General features: G+C 62.9%; 15 protein-coding genes. 3 read left to right on the forward strand and 12 right to left on the reverse strand.

What is annotated here, in order from left to right:
• Positions 1–27 precede the first annotated feature (27 nt).
• The 3 genes from MLE18_RS02015 (at position 28) to MLE18_RS02025 (ending at position 2131) form a co-directional block, all read left to right on the forward strand.
• Positions 28–954, forward strand: coding sequence for a FlgO family outer membrane protein (locus tag MLE18_RS02015; RefSeq protein ID WP_243366881.1), 927 nt, complete (start codon positions 28–30; stop codon positions 952–954).
• Between the two features lie 7 nt (positions 955–961).
• Positions 962–1222 carry a hypothetical protein gene (locus tag MLE18_RS02020; protein WP_243366883.1) on the forward strand — a complete coding sequence of 87 codons (261 nt, stop codon included), beginning with the start codon at positions 962–964 and terminating at the stop codon, positions 1220–1222.
• 195 nt (positions 1223–1417) lie between these two features.
• Positions 1418–2131 (forward strand): FlgO family outer membrane protein, encoded by a 714-nt coding sequence (locus tag MLE18_RS02025; RefSeq protein ID WP_243366885.1) that lies wholly within the window; start codon positions 1418–1420, stop codon positions 2129–2131.
• A 356-nt stretch (positions 2132–2487) separates the two neighbouring features.
• On the opposite strand, the gene MLE18_RS02030 is transcribed toward MLE18_RS02025, so the two are convergent.
• From MLE18_RS02030 to MLE18_RS02085, 12 genes are all read right to left on the reverse strand, one after another.
• The gene (locus MLE18_RS02030; RefSeq protein WP_243366888.1) at positions 2488–4449 is read right to left on the reverse strand and encodes a monovalent cation:proton antiporter family protein; all 1962 of its coding nucleotides are present in this window, start codon (positions 4447–4449) and stop codon (positions 2488–2490) included.
• Positions 4450–5011: 562 nt separating this feature from the next.
• Positions 5012–7861 (reverse strand): FAD-binding and (Fe-S)-binding domain-containing protein, encoded by a 2850-nt coding sequence (locus MLE18_RS02035; RefSeq protein WP_243367470.1) that lies wholly within the window; start codon positions 7859–7861, stop codon positions 5012–5014.
• A gap of 203 nt (positions 7862–8064) precedes the next feature.
• Positions 8065–8580, reverse strand: coding sequence for a 4Fe-4S dicluster domain-containing protein (locus MLE18_RS02040; protein ID WP_243366890.1), 516 nt, complete (start codon positions 8578–8580; stop codon positions 8065–8067).
• Positions 8581–8938: 358 nt separating this feature from the next.
• Complete coding sequence (lon, locus tag MLE18_RS02045) at positions 8939–11395, reverse strand: endopeptidase La (protein ID WP_243366892.1); 2457 nt, start codon at positions 11393–11395, stop codon at positions 8939–8941.
• Positions 11396–11591: 196 nt separating this feature from the next.
• Complete coding sequence (locus MLE18_RS02050) at positions 11592–12404, reverse strand: papain-like cysteine protease family protein (RefSeq protein ID WP_243366894.1); 813 nt, start codon at positions 12402–12404, stop codon at positions 11592–11594.
• Between the two features lie 199 nt (positions 12405–12603).
• The gene (locus tag MLE18_RS02055; protein WP_243366896.1) at positions 12604–13188 is read right to left on the reverse strand and encodes a hypothetical protein; all 585 of its coding nucleotides are present in this window, start codon (positions 13186–13188) and stop codon (positions 12604–12606) included.
• Between the two features lie 169 nt (positions 13189–13357).
• Positions 13358–14611 carry an ATP-dependent Clp protease ATP-binding subunit ClpX gene (clpX, locus tag MLE18_RS02060; protein ID WP_243366898.1) on the reverse strand — a complete coding sequence of 418 codons (1254 nt, stop codon included), beginning with the start codon at positions 14609–14611 and terminating at the stop codon, positions 13358–13360.
• 58 nt (positions 14612–14669) lie between these two features.
• On the reverse strand, positions 14670–15278 hold the full coding sequence (gene clpP / locus MLE18_RS02065; RefSeq protein WP_243366900.1) for an ATP-dependent Clp endopeptidase proteolytic subunit ClpP: 609 nt from the start codon (positions 15276–15278) through the stop codon (positions 14670–14672).
• 1 nt (position 15279) lies between these two features.
• Positions 15280–16602, reverse strand: a complete 1323-nt coding sequence (tig, locus tag MLE18_RS02070) for a trigger factor (RefSeq protein ID WP_243366903.1) — start codon at positions 16600–16602, stop codon at positions 15280–15282.
• A 113-nt stretch (positions 16603–16715) separates the two neighbouring features.
• Positions 16716–18404 (reverse strand): PAS domain-containing sensor histidine kinase, encoded by a 1689-nt coding sequence (locus tag MLE18_RS02075; protein ID WP_243366905.1) that lies wholly within the window; start codon positions 18402–18404, stop codon positions 16716–16718.
• A complete protein-coding gene (gene ercA, locus MLE18_RS02080) occupies positions 18388–19554 on the reverse strand; it encodes an alcohol dehydrogenase-like regulatory protein ErcA (protein WP_243366907.1) in 1167 nt (388 codons plus the stop codon). Before ercA ends, MLE18_RS02075 begins: the two co-directional genes overlap by 17 nt.
• A 220-nt stretch (positions 19555–19774) precedes the next feature.
• The gene (locus MLE18_RS02085) at positions 19775–20125 is read right to left on the reverse strand and encodes a hypothetical protein (protein ID WP_243310165.1); all 351 of its coding nucleotides are present in this window, start codon (positions 20123–20125) and stop codon (positions 19775–19777) included.
• Positions 20126–20136 lie beyond the last annotated feature (11 nt).

The raw sequence follows: 20136 nt of genomic DNA on the forward strand, positions 1-20136 counted from the left end.
GGACGGCAAACCATTGGAGGAACCGCCATGCGCGCGACAGTTTTCCTCGCGGCGCTCGCCACGCTGGCTCTCGGGGCCGTTACGGCCGCGGCCCAGACCGCGGGGCCGGTCGACCCCGGGGCCGAAGTGGAACTTTCCAAGCCCCAGGGTACGACGATCAACGGCGTGTCCGGCGTGCGGGTGCGCTCCACTCCCGGCGTCTCGCAGGGCTATCTGGTGCCGGACGCCTCGGGCGGCTACGTCAACTACGCGCCGGGGCCGCCCCTGCCGCCAGCATCCCCGTCCAGGGCCGACGCCGAGGAGTTGAGGCTCTACGCGCGTGAGCTGGCCTCCCAGATCACCAAGGGCATCACGGGCGATTCTCCCCTTGCGGGCGTCTCCAGCGTGCCCTCGGCCTTCGTGGACCAGGATTCGCGCCAGACGTCATCCTTCGGGCGGCTTCTGGGCGAGCAGATGATCTACGAGATGAACAGCCGGGGCTTCCCGGTCAAGGAGGCTCGCGGCAACGCGCCCGCAGCCGCCAAGGGCAAGAAGGGCCCGGTCGAGAGTCTGGCCGTGCTGGCGGGCTCCTACTACGTGGATCGCGACAACATCTTCGTCAACGCCCGGCTTGTGGAGCCATCGGGCCGCGTGCTGCGCACCGGGTCCGTGCTTATACCCATGACCCCCACCCTGCGCAGGATGCTCGGCCTGCCCGAACCCGGGGCCATGCAGCCGCGCCTGCCCACGCTCATCGGCGCGCGCGACGTGAACGACCCGCCCGGCGCCTACGGCAAGCCCGCCGCGCCGTACACGCCATCGCCCGCCAAGGCCAAGCCGGGCACGCGCACCGGCAGCAAAAAGGCCTCGTCCAAGAAGCCCAAGCAGCCCTGCCCGCCGGGCTGCGAGCCCATCGACACCAACGCCAAGGCCCAGGCCCAGCCCGCGCAGCCGGCCCAGGCTCCGGGCAAGTAGGCACGCCATGAGGAACACCATCGCCGCCCTCCTGCTCTGCCTAGCCCTTTTATCCGGATGCCAGGGCAAGGGCCTCGCCGTGATCCCGCAGGACCCGCACAGCCTGGACCGCTACGCCCTGGGCCTGCGCTACAAGCAGCAGGGCCGCTACTTGCTGGCCCGCGAGCAGTTCCAGCTGGCCCTGGCCACCTCCCGGGACATGGACATGTCCCGGCGCTGCCAGGCTGAAATAGCCGCCATGGACCGCGCCATCCGCGAGGAGCGCTGAAGAGACTTTTGACGTGTTGAGACGCGCTGTGTCCGTGGGCGGCCTGCCCGGCGCGGAGCGGAGCCGGCATTCTTCAAATATGCATGCCCGCTCCGTGCCGGGCATGCCGCCCACGGACATGGCGACATACGGCACGGACCCTGCATGGTTGCGGCCAAGGCAACTCCTGCACTCTGACCGGCCGAGGAAACGACCATGAGATACGCCGCCCTGCTCATCCTGCTCTCCATCAGCGCCTGCGCTCCCATGGCCAACGGCGAGATGGCCTCGCTCATCCCCTCCTTCGGCGGGGACAAGCCGGACATGAACGAATACTACCCCCAGACCGCCCGCATCATCGCCGACGAACTCGACGCGCAGCTGGCGCCTCGCCTTGGGGTGGGCCAGTCCACCACGCGGGGCCTGCAATGGCTCATCGTCACCACCCCGTCCGATCTGAACAACATGGGCCAGGCCACCCCGCTCTCCAGGGCCCTCGCGGAGGAGCTGGGCTCGGCCATGACCGCCAAGGGCTATTACGTGCAGGAGATCAGGAAGACGTCCGAAGTGGTCTTCAACAAGGCCCAGGGCGAATTCATGCTTTCCCGAGACGTGCGCCAGCTGGCCACCAAGCAGTTCCAGAGCACCCTGGTGCTCACCGGGACCTACGTGAGCAGCCCCTACGGCGTGCGCTTCAACATCGAGGTGCTGGACGCCCGCAACAACGATGTGCTGGCCAAGTCCAGCAAGGTCATCCCCATGAGCCGCCCCGTGGCCTACCTGAACCAGAGCCGGACGCCCGGCCAGAGCAACGTGCGGCCCACCGTGGTCACCACGCCCGGCACGGACACCAGCGCGGACCCGTATATGGAACCGCAGGGCGACTGGCGCACCACCCGACAGAAGGTGCCCAACTTCCTGCTGCCCTAAGGGGAGGAAGAAAGGGGACGGGTCGCCTCCGGCGGCCTAAGGAACTTCGTTCCTTAGGAATCCTTTACCGCTTCGCGCCGGGGTCGTCAGACTTCAGTACCGGCAGCGCCAACAAAGCTGGCAGCTCGACTACTGAAACCGCACGCATCCCCCTCGGCAGAACCCTGCCCTCTCTTGCCTCCCTATCTCGCCGCCCTGAAACGCGCCGGGGCCTGCGCCGGGCCGTCTGGTCGATATTATTCAAATATATCGGCGAAGACGGCCCTGCGCAGGCCCCGGCGGGACCCTACAACCACTATTCAAACGCCCTCGGCAACCCATCCGCTAAAGGACGGCGTCACCGCATTGACGCCCTCCTACGCCGTCTTGAACAGCCAGGACTTGTCCACCACGTCCTCCTGGCTGCCGAACACGTACGTCAGGTCGCCCGCTTCCAGCGTGAATTCCCCGTCGGGGTTCATGTGCATCTTCCCCGCGCGGTCCACGGCCACCACGGTCAGCGCGTGCTCCTTGCGGATGTTGGCCTCCATCAGGGACTTGCCCTGCACCGGCGACCCTTCCTCCACACTGAACACGGCCAGATCCATGCCGGAGAGCTGCGGGGTCATGAGCTTCTGGCCGTCCGTGGGCAGGTCCGGGGTGCGCAGCATCCGGTAGTTCTTGCCCCGCGCCTCCAATATGAAGCGCTCGATCATCTGGTTGGGCACCAGGTATTCCACCAGCACGCGGGTGAATATCTCGATGGAGGTCTCGAACTCCTCGGGCACCACCTCGCAAGCCCCTACGCGCAGCAGTTCCTCGGTTTCGCCCACGAAACGGGTGCGCACGATGATGCGCAGATTCTGGTTCATCCCTCGGGCAGTGCCCACCATGCGCCGCACCGCCGTCGGGTCCGAGACCACGATCACCATCACGCGCGCCCTGTGGATGCCCGCATGCTCCAGCACCGCCGGATAGGAGGCGTCCCCGTAGCGGATGGTCTCCCCGGCCTTGCGCTCGCGCTTCACGGTGTCGATGTTCATCTCCAGAATCAGATAGGGAATACCCGCCCGCTTGGCCGCGTTGGCTATCTGGCGGCCTCCCGGCCCGAAACCGGCGATGATGAGGTGATCTGTGAGTTCCGTCTCGTCGTGGGCTTTTCCGGCCTTGGCCTTGGGCGCGCCGCAAACGCGGTTGGCCACCACCGGGGCCAGTTGGATCAGCCAGGGCGTCACCGCCATGGTGATGACACTGGAGGCCAGGAAGAGCTGGTAGCCGAACCCGGTGATGAGCTCCTCCTGCACGCCCACCTTGACCAGCACGAAGGAGAACTCGCCCACCTGGGCCAGCCCCAAACCGCCCAGGATCGCCGTGCGCAGGGGGTAGCCCAGGGACATGACCGCCCCGCCCGCGGCCACGGACTTCAGCAGGATGACCGCCACAGCCGCGCCGAGCACCATCAGCGGGTATTGCAGCAGGAAGCTCACGTCCACCAGCATGCCCACGGAAACGAAGAACAGGCTTGTGAACACGTCCTTGAAGGGCAGCACGCCCTCCAGGGCGTTCTGGGCGTACTCGGACTCGGAGAGCATCAGGCCGGCCAGAAAGGCGCCCAGCGAGAGCGACAGCCCCACTCCCGCCGTGAGCATGGCCACGGAGAGGCAGAACACGATGGAGGCCATCAGGAACAGCTCCCGGCTGCGCGCCCTGGCCACGGCCAGGAACAGCCTGGGCACCACGTACCGCGCCAGCAACAGCACCAGGGCGATCACCGCGCCGCCCTTGAGCAGCATCATGCCCAGGGAGCTGACCAGGTCGCCCCCCGTGCTGCCCAGAAAGGGCGTGAGCAGCATCATGGGCACGATGGCCAAATCCTGGAAGATCAGGATGGCCAGGGCCACTCTGCCGTGGGGGCTCTCCAGCTCGGCGCGGGTCTGGAGCTGCTTGAGCACGATGGCCGTGGAGGACAGCGCGGCCAGGAAACCCAGGAACACAGCCTTCTTGAACCCGAAGCCCACGGCCACGCTGAGCAGCGCGAACATGGCGATGGTCAGCCCAATTTGTATGGAGCCGCCCATGAACACCGGGCGCTTGAGGCGCATGAGTTCAGAGGCCGAAAGCTCCACGCCGATGGAGAACAGCAGCAGGATCACGCCGATTTCCGCCATCATTTCGACCTGGTGCACGGAGCCCACCAGCTTGAAGCCGCCAGGGCCGCAGACCACACCCGCCACAAGGAAGCCTACGATGGGAGGCAGCCCCATCTTCAGGCAGACGAACATGACGCCCACGCTCATGGCAAGAATCAATACAAGGTCGGAAAGCAACGATATATCCATGCAATAACTCCACAAGTTTCTTGCGGCCAAGGATAGCGTAGCGGCCTGCCGCTGTCACCCCGGAGAGGTTGGATGCGCGGGATCGTACGTGCGGTTTCATTATGCCGGCTTGAATCGTTGCCGCGCTCCACGCCGCAATGCAGCTCAGGCGTTCCCCTGGCACGGGAGTGACCATTGGGCGCGATGCACATAGCCGATGAAGATTGCGCCGCGCGGGATGGCCTTCTGTTCTTGGGGAGAGCATGAGCAGCACCTTGAAACGGAGTTGAACGGCGCCGCCCGTTGCGGGCCACATTTCTGTCCTGGTCGCTTTGCGGCCGATCAGGGCTTGAGTTGTGAGGTCCAGATGACGGTTCCAGCCAGGATCAGGGGATGACGGATGATGACGGCGGATTCCCGGCTGCGATCGGACAAAGCGCGGGCCTGGCCGGACCGGACAACAGCAAGCATCCGCCGGGGCGAATCAGGCTAGGACATGGCCGAGAAAGGGCAATGGCCGGACAAGGGCCTGACAGAGAGTCCCCCGGAGCTTCGGCGTACCGAAGCTCCGGGGCGGGTCAGGCTATTTCAGGGGCGCGGTGGCGCGATCCACCAGATAGACGATGGACTGGTAGGCGATGTCGCTCTTTTTGGAGAGGCCAATCTCGCAGGTGCGGCTGTTGGAATAGCCCCCGGTGACGTCGGGCGGCAGGGCCTCGTTCAGGCCATCCAAGGCGGCCTCGTTGAGCTCGGGGATGTTGAAGCCCCGGTCGCCCGCGAAGCCGCAGCAGTTGATGCCGCGCGGCAGGGTCACGTTGCCTGCGCAGGCCTGGGCCACGGCCTTGAACTTGGCCGTGAGCCCCATCTTCACCGAGCTGCAGGTCACGTGGATGGCCACCGAGTCCGGCAAGGGTGTGAAGCGCAGTTTGTCCATGAGGTGGTCGTGGATGAACTCCACGGGCTCCAGCAGCGTGAGGTCCGGCTCGATCTTGCGGCGCATGGTGTAGAGGCAGGGGCTGGTGTCGCAGAGGATGGGGATGCGCCCGTTGTCGCTCACGCGGCGCAGCTCCGCCTCCAGGGCGCGGACCTTCTGGTCGGCCTGGTCGAAAAAGCCCTTCGATTCGAACGCCATGCCGCAACAAAGCTCATCCAGATTTTGAGGGAAACGCACGCCGTACCCGGCCTTGCGCAGCACCGAGAGCATGGCCTCGTACACGGCGCGCTGGTCCGGGTCGGCCTTGGCCGGGCCCATGGACCTGACAACGCAGCTGGGGAAGTAGACCACCTCGCGCTCGGGCTGGCCGGTGGTGTCCTTGAAGGGCGGGGGCGTGATGCCCTTGGGCATCCACTTGGTCCACAGCGGGATGCGGTCGCCGGAGAGATCCCGCACGGACTCGGCCAGCTGCCCCATGAGCCAGGTGCCCAGCACCCCGTGCAGGGCGTTGACCACCTTGAGGCCCATGCGCAATCCGCGCAGCACGCAGCCGAAGTTGTCCGCCACGCCCTGGGCTATTTTCCTGGACCGTGGCGTGGTCTGGCTGGCGCGGAGCTCCTTGGTGAACTTGCCCGTGTCGATGGCCACGGGGCACACCGTTGAGCAGAGCCCGTCCGCCGCGCAGGTCTGCTCGCCGAAGTAGGCGTACTCCTCCCAGAAACGCTTCATGAGGGCGTCATCGTGGGAGTTGCGGAGGCGCACCATGTTGCGTTGCAGGGCGATGCGCTGGCGCGGGGTGGTGGTGATGCTCCTGGAGGGGCAGACGGGCTCGCAGAAGCCGCACTCGATGCAGCGGTCGATGATTTCGTTGACCGCGGGCATGGGCTTGAGATTCTCAAGGTACACATGGGGGTTGTCGTTGATGATGACGCCGGGGTTGAGCAGGTTCTCCGGGTCGAAGGCATTCTTCAGGCGCACCATGGCGGCGTAGGCCTGCCTGCCCCACTCCATCTCGACGAAGGGGGCCATGTTGCGGCCGGTGCCGTGCTCGCCCTTGAGCGAACCGTCGTAGCGGCCCACCACCATCTCGGCCACTTCCTCCATGAGCTTCTGGTAGTTGTCCACCATGACGGGCTTGCTGAAGTCCGGGCAGAAGACGAAGTGCAGGTTGCCCTCCAGGGCGTGGCCGAAGATGATGCCCTCGGGGAAGCCGTGCTTGTGCATGAGCTGCTGCAGCTCCACCGTGCCGAGGGCCAGGGACTCGATGGGGAAGACCACGTCCTCGATGACCACGGTGGTGCCCGGGGTGCGCGCGCCGCCCACCGAGGGGAACAGGCCCTTGCGGATGTTCCAGAGCTTCTCGTAGTCCTCCCGGGCGTCCATGAAGGTGATGGGGTGCACGGTGGGGATGTCCGCCACCAGGGCCTGGATGGCCTCGATGTTGGAGAGCAGCTCCTGCTTTTCGGGCGCGCGGGTCTCCACCAGGATGGCCGCCGCTTCATCGCTCAGCCCTTTGAGGAAGGCGGGCATGCCGGGCTTGTCCTCCACGGAGCGCAGGGAGGCCCTGTCCATGAGTTCCACCGCGGAGACCGGGCCCTTCTTGAGCTTGATGGTGGCCTGGCAGGCGCTGAAGATGTCCTTGTAGTAGAGCATGGCCGAGGCCTTGTGCGGGTGCTCGGGCACGGTGCGGTAGGTCACCTCGGAGATGAAGGCCAGGGTGCCCTCGGAGCCCACCATCAGGTGCAGCAGGATGTCGATGGGGTCGTGGAAGTCCACGAAGGAGTTCAGGCCGTAGCCCGTGGTGTTCTTGATCTTGAACTTGCGGCGGATGCGCTCCATGAGGGCCGGGTCGGCGGCGATCTCGTCGCGGATGGCCTCCAGCTCGCGCACCAGTGCGGGGTGTCCGTCCAGGAAGGCGTCGCGGGAGCGCGGGTCGGCGGTGTCCAGGGTGGTGCCGTCCACGAAGATGAGCTTCATGGACTCCACGGTCTTGTAGCTGTTCTCGGCGGTGCCGCAGCACATGCCCGAGGCGTTGTTGGCCGCGATGCCGCCGATCATGGCCGCGTTGATGGAGGCCGGGTCCGGCCCGATCTTCTTGTTGAACGGCGCCAGCTGGAAGTTGGCCTCGGCCCCGATGACGCCGGGCTCCAGGCTGATGAAGTCCGCCTCGTCATGAATGTGCAGGCCCTTCCAGGCCCCCGCGAGGTAGATGAGCACCGAGTCCGTGACGGCCTGGCCGGAGAGGCTCGTCCCGGCCGTGCGGAAGGTCACGGGCACCTTGAGGGCGCTGGCATCGGACAGCACCTGGGAGACTTCCTCCGGGGTGCGGAGCTTGAGCACGATCTTGGGCACCAGCCTGTAGAAGCTGGCGTCGTCACCGTAGGCCAGATTGGTGAATGGGCCGCAGAAGATGCGCTCCTGCGGGATGAAGACCGCTACGCGGTCGTGAAATTCCTGATAGTTTCCTGGCAGGCGGTTGCAATCGTCGGTCTGGGGCATCATGAGGTGCTCCTTGTGCGGTCGGAAGATGCCGACGGGGGTGATTTTCAGAAATCTATCCTGAAAACGCCCATCTGGGAAGCGCCCCCGGAACTTCCGGCAAAGGCATCACCCCGAGGCGGCCAATGCGGCGCCCCCTCGAGGGCGGGCCGGGAATTCGGCTTTGAAGGCCGACTTCCCGCCCGCCGCGACCGAAGCTCGGTTCAGCCCTCGATGTTCTGGCCCTTGAGGAAGTTGCGCAGCATGAACTTCTGCGCGTACTCCTCCCTGCCCTCGCGGGAGAGCTGCTGCACGCGGACCAGGCGCAGCGCCCCGTGAGGACAGGTATGGACACATTCAGGGGTCTCTCCCAATGCCGCCCTGCCGTCGCAGAGGTTGCACTTCACGGTCGGGGTGTCCCCGAGCACCCTGGGCACGTGCCAGGGGCAGGCATGGGCGCAGCTGGCGCAGCCGTGGCAATTCTCCTCCGAGACCCGCACAACGCCCGTCTCGGTGCGTTGCATGGCCCCGTGCGGACATGCCGCGACGCACAAGGGGTTCTCGCAATGGTGGCAGGAAAGGAAGGCGAAATGGTGCGTGCCGACCTTCGTGTGGTGCGGCGACACCACGTCGGCCATGCGCACACGCGCAGGAAAGTGGTTCGACTTCATGCACTTGGCCACGCAGACCTCGCAATGACCGCATTTGTCCGCGTCCTGAATGATGATGTAGTTGCTCATGACAAATCCCCCCTATCATGAACAATACTACGTCCCAGGAATCTGTAAATGGAGACCGGCAACGTCCGGAATGTATCTCCCCGGTGCGACATTCCATACCATACCCGGTAGGTACGAGCCTGGTGCCCTGCCCGCATGCAGCATGCCCCGAATGGCTGCGCTCCGCGAGGTCATGACGGTAACCGGCAACTCCAGGGCGCTTGTATGCTTTCCACGTTTCAGACGCGGTGAGCCGAAGCGGGGCCAGCCCTGCAGAGGCCGCGGCTGGAACCAGCCAAACGGCAAGCCCGCAAGACGCGAAAAGGCCCGCGACGGATAACCGTCGCGGGCCTCATTTCTTCAAGTGATGCTTGATGTCCTAGTGGCGGGTCAAATCCTGGAACTGGGCCTTGAGCAGGCTCAGCGCCAGCGGCTGCACGCCCTCGTCCCTGCCGCAGAACAGCTTGGTGGCGTCGTTGCAGAGGATGGCCTGCTCGAGCACCTGGTCCATGTGCTTGACCTCCACGATCTCCAGCCCGTTCAGGATGGCCTCGGGCACGTCCTTCAAGTCCTTGGCGTTCTCCTCGGGGATGAGCACCTTCTTGATCAGGCCCCTGTGCGCGGCCAGGAGCTTCTCGCGCAGGCCGCCGATGGGCAGCACGCGCCCGCGCAGGGTGATCTCGCCGGTCATGGCCAGGTCGTTGCGGACGGGCATGTTGAGCAGGGCCGAGACCATGGCCGTGGCCAGCGTGATGCCCGCGGAAGGGCCGTCCTTGGGCGTGGCGCCCTCGGGCACGTGGATGTGGATGTCGATCTCCTTGTGGAAGTCCGGCTTGAGCCCGAAGGTCGCCGAGCGGGAGCGGATGTAGGAGAGCGCGGCCCGGGCCGACTCCTGCATCACGTCGCCCAGCTTGCCGGTGATCTCCACCTTGCCGGAGCCGGGCATCAGCGCCGTCTCCACCAGGAGCATCTCGCCGCCCACGTCGGTGTAGGCCAGGCCGGTGGAGACGCCCACCTGGGGCTCCTCCTCCATCTCGCCGTGGCGGAACTTGGGCACGCCCAGCAGCTCGGGCAGCTCCTTGTCCGTGATGGTGAAGTTGGCCTCGCGGTCGCCGCCTTCCACCAGCTTGCGCGCGGTCTTTCGGCACAGCGAAGCCAGCTCGCGCTCCACGTTGCGCACGCCCGCCTCGCGGGTGTAGCGGCGGATGACCTCGAGGATGGCCTCCTCGGTGATGGTCACGTTCTCGGGCTTGAGGCCGTTCTCCTTGATCTTCTTGGGGGCCAGGTACTGCTTGGCGATGGAGAGCTTCTCCGTCTCCAGGTAGCCTGGGATGCGGATGATCTCCATGCGGTCCTGCAGCGGCAGCGGGATGGTGTGCAGCGCGTTGGCCGTGGTGATGAAGAAGATTTTGGAGAGGTCGTAGTCCAGGTCGAGATAGTGGTCCCCGAAGGAGGAGTTCTGCTCGGGGTCCAGCACCTCCAGCAGCGCTGCGGACGGGTCGCCACGGAAGTCGGTGGACATCTTGTCCACCTCGTCCAGGCAGAACACGGGGTTGTTGTACTTCACCCGCTTGAGCGACTGGATGATCTTGCCGGGCAGCGCGCCCACGTAGGTGCGGCGGTGGCCCCTGATCTCGGCCTCGTCGCGCACGCCGCCCAGGGAGAGGCGCACGAACTCGCGGCCCATGGCCCTGGCGATGGACTTGGCCAGCGAGGTCTTGCCCACGCCGGGAGGGCCGACCAGGCAGAGGATGGGGCCCTTGAGCTGCTCCACCAGGCTCTGCACGGCCAGGTACTCCAGGATGCGCTCCTTGGGCTTCTCCAGGCCGTAGTGGTCCGCGTCGAGGATCTCCTTGGCCTTGGCCACGTCGATGTCCACGGGCTGGAGCACGTTCCAGGGCAGGTCCAGGATCCATTCCACGTAGTTGCGCACCACGGTGTACTCCGCCGAGGAGGGCGGGGTATGCTTCATCTTCTTGAGTTCGCGCAGGGCCTTCTCCCGAGCTTCCTCGGGCATGTCCTTCTCGGCCAGGCGCTGCTCGAACTCCGCGACTTCGGCCAGGGGGTCCTCGTCGCGGCCCATTTCCTTGTGGATGGCCTTGAGCTGCTCGTTGAGGTAGTACTCGCGCTGGTTCTTCTCCATCTGCTGCTTCACGCGGCTCTTGATCTTCTTCTCGATGGAGGAGATCTCGATCTCGCCCTGCAGCAGGGCGAAGGCTTCTTCCAGGCGCTTGTTGGGGTCGAGCTGCTCGAGGATTTCCTGCTTCTTGATGTAGTCCACCTTCAGGTGGGGCATCACGGCGTCGGCCAGGCGGCCGGGCGCGGTCTGGGCGTTGATGGCCAGGATGGTCTCGGGCGCCAGCTTCTTGTTGATGCGCCCGTAGTGCTCCATGGCCTCGTGGGCGGTGCGCACCAGGGCCTCGGCCTCGCTGCCTTCGCCGTCGTCCTCCTGCATGCGGGTGACGCGGGCGGTGGGGAAGTCGTCCTCGAAGCCCTCCATGCCGTCATCGTCCCACTCGGCGCGGTACAGGCCCTCGAAGAGCACCTTGATGGTGCCGTCCGGCAGGCGCAGCATCTGGAGGATCTTGCTCACGGTGCCCACGCGGAACAGGTCGTCCGGCTGGGGCTTTTCGGTTTCGGGGGCGCGCTGCGCCACCAGGAAGATCTTCTTGTCGTAGCTCGATACGGCGTTCTCGATCGCCTTGATGGAGGCCTCCCGGCCCACGAACAAGGGCACGATGGAGCGGGGGAACATGACCACCTCGCGCAGGCTCATCACCGGAAGGCGAAGGCGCTCCATGCGACGGGGCTGGTCATCGGAGAAAAAGCTGGTCATGCATGCCTCCTGGGCAGTGTTGTCCGCCGGATGAAAGCACCGGCGGAGCAGCGTAACTCACAAGGGCTGAGAGTAAGACAGGCGGGGAAAAAGTCAAATCTGGAGGATGAGTAGAAAAAATTTAGGCTCAACGGGCTACAATATCTGACAGAATGAAAAGCAGCTAGCCATTCAAACAAAGCAGAAAAGATACTAGCTAAAGGCCCGATGATTTCCGGCAAAATGAAGCAGCCTCGATAGATCCAAAAATTTGATTTAGAAAACCTAACGGGTAAAATTCATTCGTTTTTTTATCATAACTTGCAACAAAATCTAATTTTTCAATAAAGCTAACAGCATCGACAGGTTTAATAAGCCCTTCAGCGGGATCGATCACAACAAAATCATGAAAAAAAGGTACAAACCCGGTGCCTGCAGAGTGACCGACTGAGAACGTAGCCCCAACAACCAAAACCACATGCCCAACGTTTGTTCCAGACTGCCTCCTACCAGCCAACAGCATATGATTCTCGGAAAGTGCAGAAATAATCTGCGTAGCAGATGCAGGACTTGAAAGTCTTACATCTTTAGATGACGTCAACATTGACCAATAAACATCAAACGGACTACCAGCATCTGTTACATCTGACAAAGAATTTAAAGTCTTAATAGCGTAGGGATCGGAGGTTTTATCACCATATTCAGCAAGAATCACTGTCGATAGGCACGCTGACCAACAGTCACTTGCGCCAGGTTTCTGTGGAACATATTTGATTTTTTTTGCATCAGAACCCACATAGAATAAATTCGGTTCAAGTTGCCTAAGTAAAGTCCTACCACCTAACGCCAAGCCAATGACTTTATCATTGGGAACGCATCTTTCCCTTTGCCCTGGGAATTGATTATATGAATAGACTTTTGTTGCGAGTGAAACAACAGGAATCCTCCCGGAATTACCTGAATGTTCTACGCCGCAGCCAACAAACATGACAAGCAAACATAATAAGAAGAGAAGTCGTAAATATTTCATAACAGCTCACCAACGAGGAAAGCGACCCCTTCCAAACGCAAGGACTAGTTTAATTAACAAAATAACCACCAACGACCGGAGGACAATCATGGCATGGTGAGCTTAACTGTCCATACCTGGAGCATGAACAAAGAAAACATATGAATAATACGAACAAAAATCGCATAATAAAAACACGCATAAAAGCACCCTCCTTTGTTTACATATAAAACCATCTATCCCTATATTTCTCTTGAGACGACCGAATTGCAGCATACATGCACCCAATGAGTGATTGAAAAACAGACCTAACTTCATTTCCCGCAGCTTCTAATTCAGTGCGAGCGTCTTTAGAGCCTAGATTGATATTAACAAGTCTATCGGTTGCACTTAACAACTTAGATGCTTCGCTCGCAACTTGCGCCCCCTGCTCAGTCCCATCAGCAAAGATATGCGGCATGGCGGCCAGCAAACCCAGTGCACTCGACTTATTACAATACATCTCATAGAATTTATTCTTCAGCTCTTTAGCTTCGCCATCTTTTAAACCTTCATACTCAAACGGGATTACGCCAGCCTGTACTATTGAATACTTTGCGAACTTAATATATGCTGTATACATCGCTACATAATCCTCGATAAACGACTTCGCGGACGCTTGTCTATTCTCAGACTGAGCTCGCAACACTTGCTCACGTGCAGAATTAAGATTTATCATTGCAGGTATAATCACAGAAGCAAGTATTACGATTCCGGCTTGGGCAAGAGCCCCATAAAGCACCAGCTTTGTAGAATTATCAGACATCACCGCCTCCATATATATCTGCAATACTTCGCCAACTCGCAGAATGATTTTTGTTTATTTTTTTATCATACAGCACATAGCGCCACTGCGTCAACTAGCCCCCCAAAAAAATAAAGCCCCTCCCGCTGACTGCGGGAGGGGCTTCGGTCATTGCTTGGGTCACGGTCCGCTAGGCGCTCTTCACTTCTTGCTGGTAGAACAGCAGGGGCTCCTGCCCTTTCTCCACCACGGCCTTGTTGATCACGCACTCGGTGACCCCGGTGAGCGAAGGCAGCTGGTACATGATCTCCAGCATGATGGATTCCATCACGTTGCGCAGGCCGCGGGCACCGGTCTTGCGTTCGATGGACTTCTTGGCGATGGCCGTGAGCGCGTTGGTGGTGAAGCGCAGGCGCACCTTGTCCAGCTCGAAGAGCTTCATGTACTGCTTCACCAGCGCGTTCTTGGGCTCGGTGAGGATGCGGATCAGGTCCGCCTCGCTGAGCTCCGTGAGCGACGTGATGATGGGGATGCGGCCCACGAACTCCGGGATCAGGCCGAACTTCACCAGATCGGAGGGGTGAGCCTGGGACAGCAGCTTGGAGACGTCCTCCTCGCGGACGCCGTCCTGCTTGGCCCCGAAGCCCAGGGCGGCTCCGCGGTTGCGCTGCTGCACGATCTTGTCCAGCCCGATGAACGCGCCGCCCACGATGAACAGGATGTTCGCCGTGTTCAGGCGGATGAACTCCTGCTGGGGGTGCTTGCGCCCGCCCTTGGGCGGGATGTTGGCCTCGGTGCCCTCGATGATCTTGAGCAGGGCCTGCTGCACGCCCTCGCCGGAGACGTCGCGGGTGATGCTCGGGCTGTCGGACTTGCGGGCGATCTTGTCGATCTCGTCGATGTAGATGATGCCCTTGGAGGCGGCCTCGATGTCGTAGTCGGCGTTCTGGAGCAGCTGGACGAGGATGTTCTCCACGTCCTCGCCCACGTAGCCCGCTTCCGTGAGGGTGGTGGCGTCCGCGATGGCGAAGGGCACCTTCAGGATGCGGGCCAGGGTCTGCGCCAGCAGGGTCTTGCCGGAACCGGTGGGACCGATGAGCAGGATGTTGGACTTGTCCAGCTCCACGTCGTCGCCCTTGGCCCCGCCGGAATAGAAAACCCGCTTGTAATGGTTGTGCACGGCCACGGCCAGGATCTTCTTGGCCTGATCCTGCCCGATGACGTACTCGTCCAGGAGCCGCTTGATCTCGGCGGGGGGCAGCAGCTTGCCGTCCTCCGCCTCCTCGTTCAGGCTCTCCTGGGCGATGATCTCATTGCAGAGGGAGACGCACTCGTCGCAAATGTAAACGTCCGGTCCTGCGATGAGGCGCTGCACCTCGTCCTGGTTCTTGCCGCAGAAGGAGCAGCACAGGTCGGAGGAGACTGGGGTCTTCTTCTTGGTCATGGCGTATTCCCTGATGTCACCCGGGCGGCAGGTTCTGCCGGCCCCGGAGGAACAGAGCCTAGGTTGATTCTACAGCCAGGGTTTCGCGGGCTACGATGACCTTGTCGATGAGGCCGTATTTGCAGGCATCTTCCGGGGTCATGAAGTAGTCGCGCTCGGTGTCTTCCCTGATTTTTTCAATATCCGTGCCAGTATGTTTGGCCAGGATTTCGTTGAGCCTCTCACGCATGCGAATAATCTCGCGCGCGTGGATGTCAATATCCGTGGTCTGTCCCTGGAAGCCGCCGGAGGGCTGGTGGATCATGATCCTGGCGTTGGGCAGGGCCGAGCGCATGCCCTTGGCTCCTGCCGCCAGAAGCAGCGCGCCCATGCTTGCGGCCTGCCCCATGCACAGGGTGGACACGGGGCAGGAGATGAACTGCATGGTGTCATAGATGGCCATCCCGGCGGTCACGGAACCGCCGGGGGAATTGATGTAGAGCGAGACCTCCTTCTTGGGGTCCTCGGACTCCAGGAAGAGGAGTTGCGCGCAGATGACGTTGGCCACGTGGTCGTCTATGGGCGTGCCCAGGAGGATGATCCTGTCCCTGAGCAGTCGCGAATAGATGTCGTAGGCGCGTTCGGTGCGGCCGGTGGTCTCGATGACGATAGGGATCTGAGCGAACACCCTACTCTCCTTTGGCTCCCTCGGCCTCGGCCTTGGCGGGAACCTTCGTGATTTTGGCCTGAGAATAGATGAATTCCATGGCCTTGTCCGCCAGAATCTTGTCGCGCACGGGCACGATGAGGCCCTGCTGCTCGTAGTGCTGCTTCACGGCAAGCACGTCCTGCCCGGTGCGGGAGGCGACCTGCATGAAGTAGGCGTCCATCTCCTGCGGGGTGGTCTCGATGCTTTCCTTGTCGGAGAGCTTGAGCAGGAAGATCTGGGCCTTGACGATCTCCTTGGCCTTGGGCTCCATCTCCTGGCGAAGCTCCTCGTCGGTCTTGCCGAGGGCCTCGGGAGCCTTGCCCTGACGCTCGATCTTGTGCTTGGCGTCGCCCACGAGCAGGTTGAGCTGCTCTTCCACCAGGGCGGGCGGCAGCTCGAACTCGACGCCGGCCAGCAGCCCATCCAGGAGCTTCTTCTGCGCGGCGGCGCGGTGCAGCTGCTGGCGGCTCTGCACGTAGGACTTGGAGATGGCTTCGCGCAGCTTCTCAACAGTCTCGAAGTTGCCGGCCTGCTTGGCCAGCTCGTCGGTCATCTCGGGCAGCACGCGCTCCTTGGTGATGTGGAGGGTGATGTGCATGTCCACGGTCTTGCCGGCGAGCTCCTGGTTGATGAAGTCGGCCGGGAAGCTGATCTTGCCGGAGTTGGAGCCGCCGGGCATGGTGGCCTTCACAAGCTCCTCGAATTCGGGAAGGGCCTGCTTCTCGCCCAGAACGAGCTGGAAGTTCTCGGCGCTGACGCCGGGCACCTCGGCGCCGTCTTCGTCGGTGGCGCGGAAGCTCACGATGGCCACCTCGCCGTCCTTGGGCAGGTGGGCGTCGGTGATGACCTTGAGCTCGGCCATGTTGGTGCGGATGCGCTCGATGACCTGCGCGATTTCCTCTTCGCTGGCGGCGGCCTCCTCTTCTTCGACGGCCAGGCCCTTGTAGGCGGGCAATTCGAAGTTGGGGGCGTGTTCGAAGCTGATGGTGTACTCGATATCCTTGTTCTTCTCGAGTTCAACGGGAGAGACGTCCAGCTTGGCGATGGCCAGGTACTTCAGGGTGGACATGATCTCGTTGATGTGCACGTTCATCAGCTCGTTGGCCGCTTCGCGCAGGATCTGCTTGCGGAACTTGGACTCCACAAGGCTGGAGGGGACCTTGCCCTTGCGGAAGCCGCGAAGATCCAGGTTCTGGCGATAGATGGCCGTGGTGGCCGCGAGGGCGGCGTTGATCTCTTCTGCCGGAACCTTGACCTCGATCTTGGTTTCGACCGGGGATACTTCGGTGACGTTGTAATCCATGGGACCCTGTCTCCTCAAAATATGACTGTACGGATAAAGGGGCTTGTGTAGAGCAATTCCCCGCAAAAGGAAACCCCCCTTCCCGGCCACGCCGGAGAGGGAAGCCGGCAGGGTCAGCCCGCGTTGCCCAGAGAGGGCTGGGGAGGCTCGAACGGCAGCCTGACGCTTACGGTGGTGCCTACGCCGGAATCGCTGCGCACCGCCACTCTGCCCCCGTGCTGCTCCACCACGATGTAGTAGACCACCGAGAGGCCCAGGCCGGTGCCCTCCCCTGGCGCCTTGGTGGTGAAGAACGGCTCGAAAACTCTCTCGCGCGTGGCCTCGTCCATGCCTGGGCCGTTGTCAGTGACGTCGATGCAGGCCATGCCCTCGGCCGAGTGGGTGCTCACGGTGATGGTTGGGTTCTGCGTCCCGGCGGCTGCCAGGGACTGGGCCGCGTTCTTGAGCAGGTTGAGCACCACCTGTTCGATCTGCGTCGGCACGCACCAGACTGAAACCAGGTCCTGGGCGTCCTGGCGGATGATCTCGATATGCCTGAAATCGTACTTCTTCTGCAGGTCGAATTCACTCACGGCCAGTTCAAGGGCCTTGTCCACAATACAGCTGAGCTGCACATGCGCCTTGCTGGCGTCGGAGCGGCGGCTGAACTCCAGAATGTTGGAGACGATGCGCGATGCCCGGACGCCGGAGGACTGGATCGACTCCAGCAGCTCCGTGACGCCCCTGTCTTCCATGTAGTTCTTCAAGGCCGCCAGGTCGATCCCGGCGCGCTCGGCGCTGCGGCGGTTCGGCTCCAGCTCCTGCGAGAGCCTGCGCGTGACGGACTGCACGCCCTGCAGGATGCCCGCCAGGGGGTTGTTGATCTCATGGGCCATGCCCGCGGCCAACGCCCCGACCGAGAGCATCTTCTCGGTCTGCATGAGCATCTCTTCCAGACGGACACGGGAGGTCACGTCGTCCAAGCGCGCCGCAGCCTCGGCCTCGGCTCCGTCACCGAGCCTGAAGAGGGTGGCGTCGTACCAGGCGGGCTCCTTTCCCCGCTTGCCGGGCATCTTGCGCAGAACCCGCGGCTGGCCGTCCTTCAACGTTTGGCCCAAAGCCGGCCCGAGGTCAGGCAGCCAGGGCAGCACCTCCCCGAGCTGGCGCCCCTGTATGTCAGTGGTGTGCTGACCGAGCAACTGCGCTCCGTGAGCGTTGACCATTGTCACGGCGCCTTCGCCGTTTACCACCAACAACGTGGACGGCATGGCGTCCACAATGGTGCGCAACAGGTCGCGGGCGTGCCTGAGTTCGGCCTGGGCCCGCAGGCGCACGGTCACGTCGCGGGCCACCACCACGGCCATGGTCTGCTTGCCGACCCCGAGCACGCTCACGCTCACTTCCACGGGGAAGCGCCCTCCCCCGGGCTGGGGCAGGCTGGAGATGAAAGCCGCGCCGCGCCCGCCGGGCGTCTGCGGGTTGTTCAGGTCGGTCAGGGTCGAGAAGGAACGTTCCCCCAGCAGGGACGAGAGCCTGGAGCCAAGCAACTGTTCGCGGGCCAGGCCCGTCTTGTCGCAGGCGGTCCTGTTCAGGTCGGCTATGACGGTGGTGTCGGCATTGACCAGGAAGATCAGGTCGCTGGCGATGTCGAGCAGTTGCCGGAAACGCTCCAACTGCTCCATACGCTCGCGCAACTCCGGGTAGTAGCTCTTGCGCATGGAGCGCTCGCCCAGCCCGATGAGCTTGTCACGCGTCGCGTCGCGGTTGCCCGGAGCCTCCGGTCCGGGTCCGCCCTGCTCATCTTCGTCAAAGGGCCGACTCATAGATCGCCTCAATGTCCGCCCGTGTCGGCTTGCGGGGGTTGGTGAGCAGACAGGGGTCTTGCATGGCCATTTCGGCAAGTCTGGGGATATCCCCCCGGGTCACACCCAGGTCGCCCAGGGACTGCCCCATGCCCACGCGCTCGTTGAGGGAGCGCAGCGCTGCGTCAAGGGCTTCGAGCACCTCGTTGTCCGCGCCGTGCCGCACGTCGCACCCCAGGGCCAGGGCGATGTCCCGGTAGCGCAGCGGGGCCGATGGGAAGTTGAAGCGCGCCACCGGCGCCAGCAGAATGGCGTTGCACTGGCCGTGGGGCAGGTCGAGCAGGCCCCCCAGGCTGTGCGCCATGCCGTGCACCGCGCCCAGGATGGCGTTGGAGAAGGCCAGGCCGGCGTCAAGGCTGGCCAGGCTCATCTGGGTGCGGGCTTCCATGTCGGAGGGGTCAGCCACGGCCTGAGGCAGGTGTTTGCCCACCAGACGGACCGCCTCGAGGGCGAACAGGTCCGTCACGGGGGCGCTGGCGTTTGAGACGTAGGCCTCGATGGCGTGGGTCAGGGCGTCGAGGCCGGTGTTGGCAGTGAGATCCGGCGGCATGGTGGCGGTCAGCCTGGGGTCGATGAGCGAGACGTCGGGCACGAGCATCTTGCTGACCAGGGCGATCTTCACCTTGCGCCTGGTGTCGGAGACGATGGCGAACTGCGAGACGTCGGCCGAACTGCCTGAGGTTGTGGGTACGCAGACCAGGGGAGGCAGGGCGCGGGGAATCGTGTCCACGCCTTCGTAATCCAGGATGTCACCGCCGTTGGCCTGGACCACGCCAACACCCTTGGCGCAATCCATGGCGCTGCCGCCGCCGAGGCCTACCAGGGCGTCGCAGCCCTTGTCCCGAAAGATCTCCGCAGCCGCCATCACCTCGAAATCTTTGGGGTTGGCAGTGACATTGCTGAATACGACGCAATCAAGATCCGCAGCCCGCAGGGACGCTTCGACCATGCCGGCCCAGCCGGTGTCCACAACACCCTGGTCGGTTACCAGCATGGGACGCTTGGCGCCGAGGTTTTGTGCGTATTGCGCCGTCAATTCCGACGCGCCGAGTCCGAAAACGAATTCGGGTGCGACGAACTTCCTCAGCTCCAGCCCGGGCGCGCATTCCATGATCCACCCCTCGTTACAGGTGACTGGCTGGTGTTAAAGATACCACGGATGTTCTTGGTGAGTCAAAGCAATGTCCCACATGCACTGGGCATAATGACACTGACTTCATAAGAGCTGGAGCACAGCTGGGAATGTAGCGGACGCCTGGCGGGCCCGCGGGAGGAGAAACCGGGATGGGAAAAGCGCGGGCCGGAGCGATTTCCGGCCCGCGCGAAGCAAATCAGCCGACCTTGTCCACAAACCTGCTGCCAAGAGGAGAGACGCGAAGCGACGAGCGATATCCCGTCAGCCGCTGGTTCTCCTGCTTCGCCTTCAGCAGGTCGCGCTTGATGGCCTCGTGCAGCCTGCGGGCCTCCGAGGTGATCTGCCCCTGAAGGCTTTGAAGCTGGAGCAGCTTCTCCTTGAGTTCGCCGATGCGCTTCGGATCGCGCATGCGCCAGGCTTCCTCCATGAGGGAGAACCGCTCATGGGCCAGGCGTTCCGCCTCCTCGACTTCGCCTTCGCAGAGCTGGCCGAGTTCCAGGCGTCCGGTTTCAAGGGCCTGATCGAGGATGTCTATCTCATCCTTCATAGCGATGCCGC

Origin of the sequence: Fundidesulfovibrio soli (genome assembly GCF_022808695.1) — a bacterium.
In the GTDB taxonomy this organism is placed as follows: Bacteria; Desulfobacterota; Desulfovibrionia; order Desulfovibrionales; family Desulfovibrionaceae; genus Fundidesulfovibrio; species Fundidesulfovibrio soli.

Coding starts and splice junctions, on each gene's coding strand:
- MLE18_RS02030 (WP_243366888.1), bottom strand. CDS start 4,449: ATGGATATATCGTTGCTTTCCGACCTTGTATTGATTCTTGCCATGAGC.
- MLE18_RS02050 (WP_243366894.1), bottom strand. CDS start 12,404: ATGAAATATTTACGACTTCTCTTCTTATTATGTTTGCTTGTCATGTTT.
- MLE18_RS02085 (WP_243310165.1), bottom strand. CDS start 20,125: ATGAAGGATGAGATAGACATCCTCGATCAGGCCCTTGAAACCGGACGC.
- MLE18_RS02015 (WP_243366881.1), top strand. CDS start 28: ATGCGCGCGACAGTTTTCCTCGCGGCGCTCGCCACGCTGGCTCTCGGG.
- MLE18_RS02020 (WP_243366883.1), top strand. CDS start 962: ATGAGGAACACCATCGCCGCCCTCCTGCTCTGCCTAGCCCTTTTATCC.
- MLE18_RS02025 (WP_243366885.1), top strand. CDS start 1,418: ATGAGATACGCCGCCCTGCTCATCCTGCTCTCCATCAGCGCCTGCGCT.
- lon (WP_243366892.1), bottom strand. CDS start 11,395: ATGACCAGCTTTTTCTCCGATGACCAGCCCCGTCGCATGGAGCGCCTT.
- tig (WP_243366903.1), bottom strand. CDS start 16,602: ATGGATTACAACGTCACCGAAGTATCCCCGGTCGAAACCAAGATCGAG.
- clpX (WP_243366898.1), bottom strand. CDS start 14,611: ATGACCAAGAAGAAGACCCCAGTCTCCTCCGACCTGTGCTGCTCCTTC.
- ercA (WP_243366907.1), bottom strand. CDS start 19,554: ATGGAATGCGCGCCCGGGCTGGAGCTGAGGAAGTTCGTCGCACCCGAA.
- MLE18_RS02035 (WP_243367470.1), bottom strand. CDS start 7,861: ATGCCCCAGACCGACGATTGCAACCGCCTGCCAGGAAACTATCAGGAA.
- MLE18_RS02055 (WP_243366896.1), bottom strand. CDS start 13,188: ATGTCTGATAATTCTACAAAGCTGGTGCTTTATGGGGCTCTTGCCCAA.
- MLE18_RS02040 (WP_243366890.1), bottom strand. CDS start 8,580: ATGAGCAACTACATCATCATTCAGGACGCGGACAAATGCGGTCATTGC.
- MLE18_RS02075 (WP_243366905.1), bottom strand. CDS start 18,404: ATGAGTCGGCCCTTTGACGAAGATGAGCAGGGCGGACCCGGACCGGAG.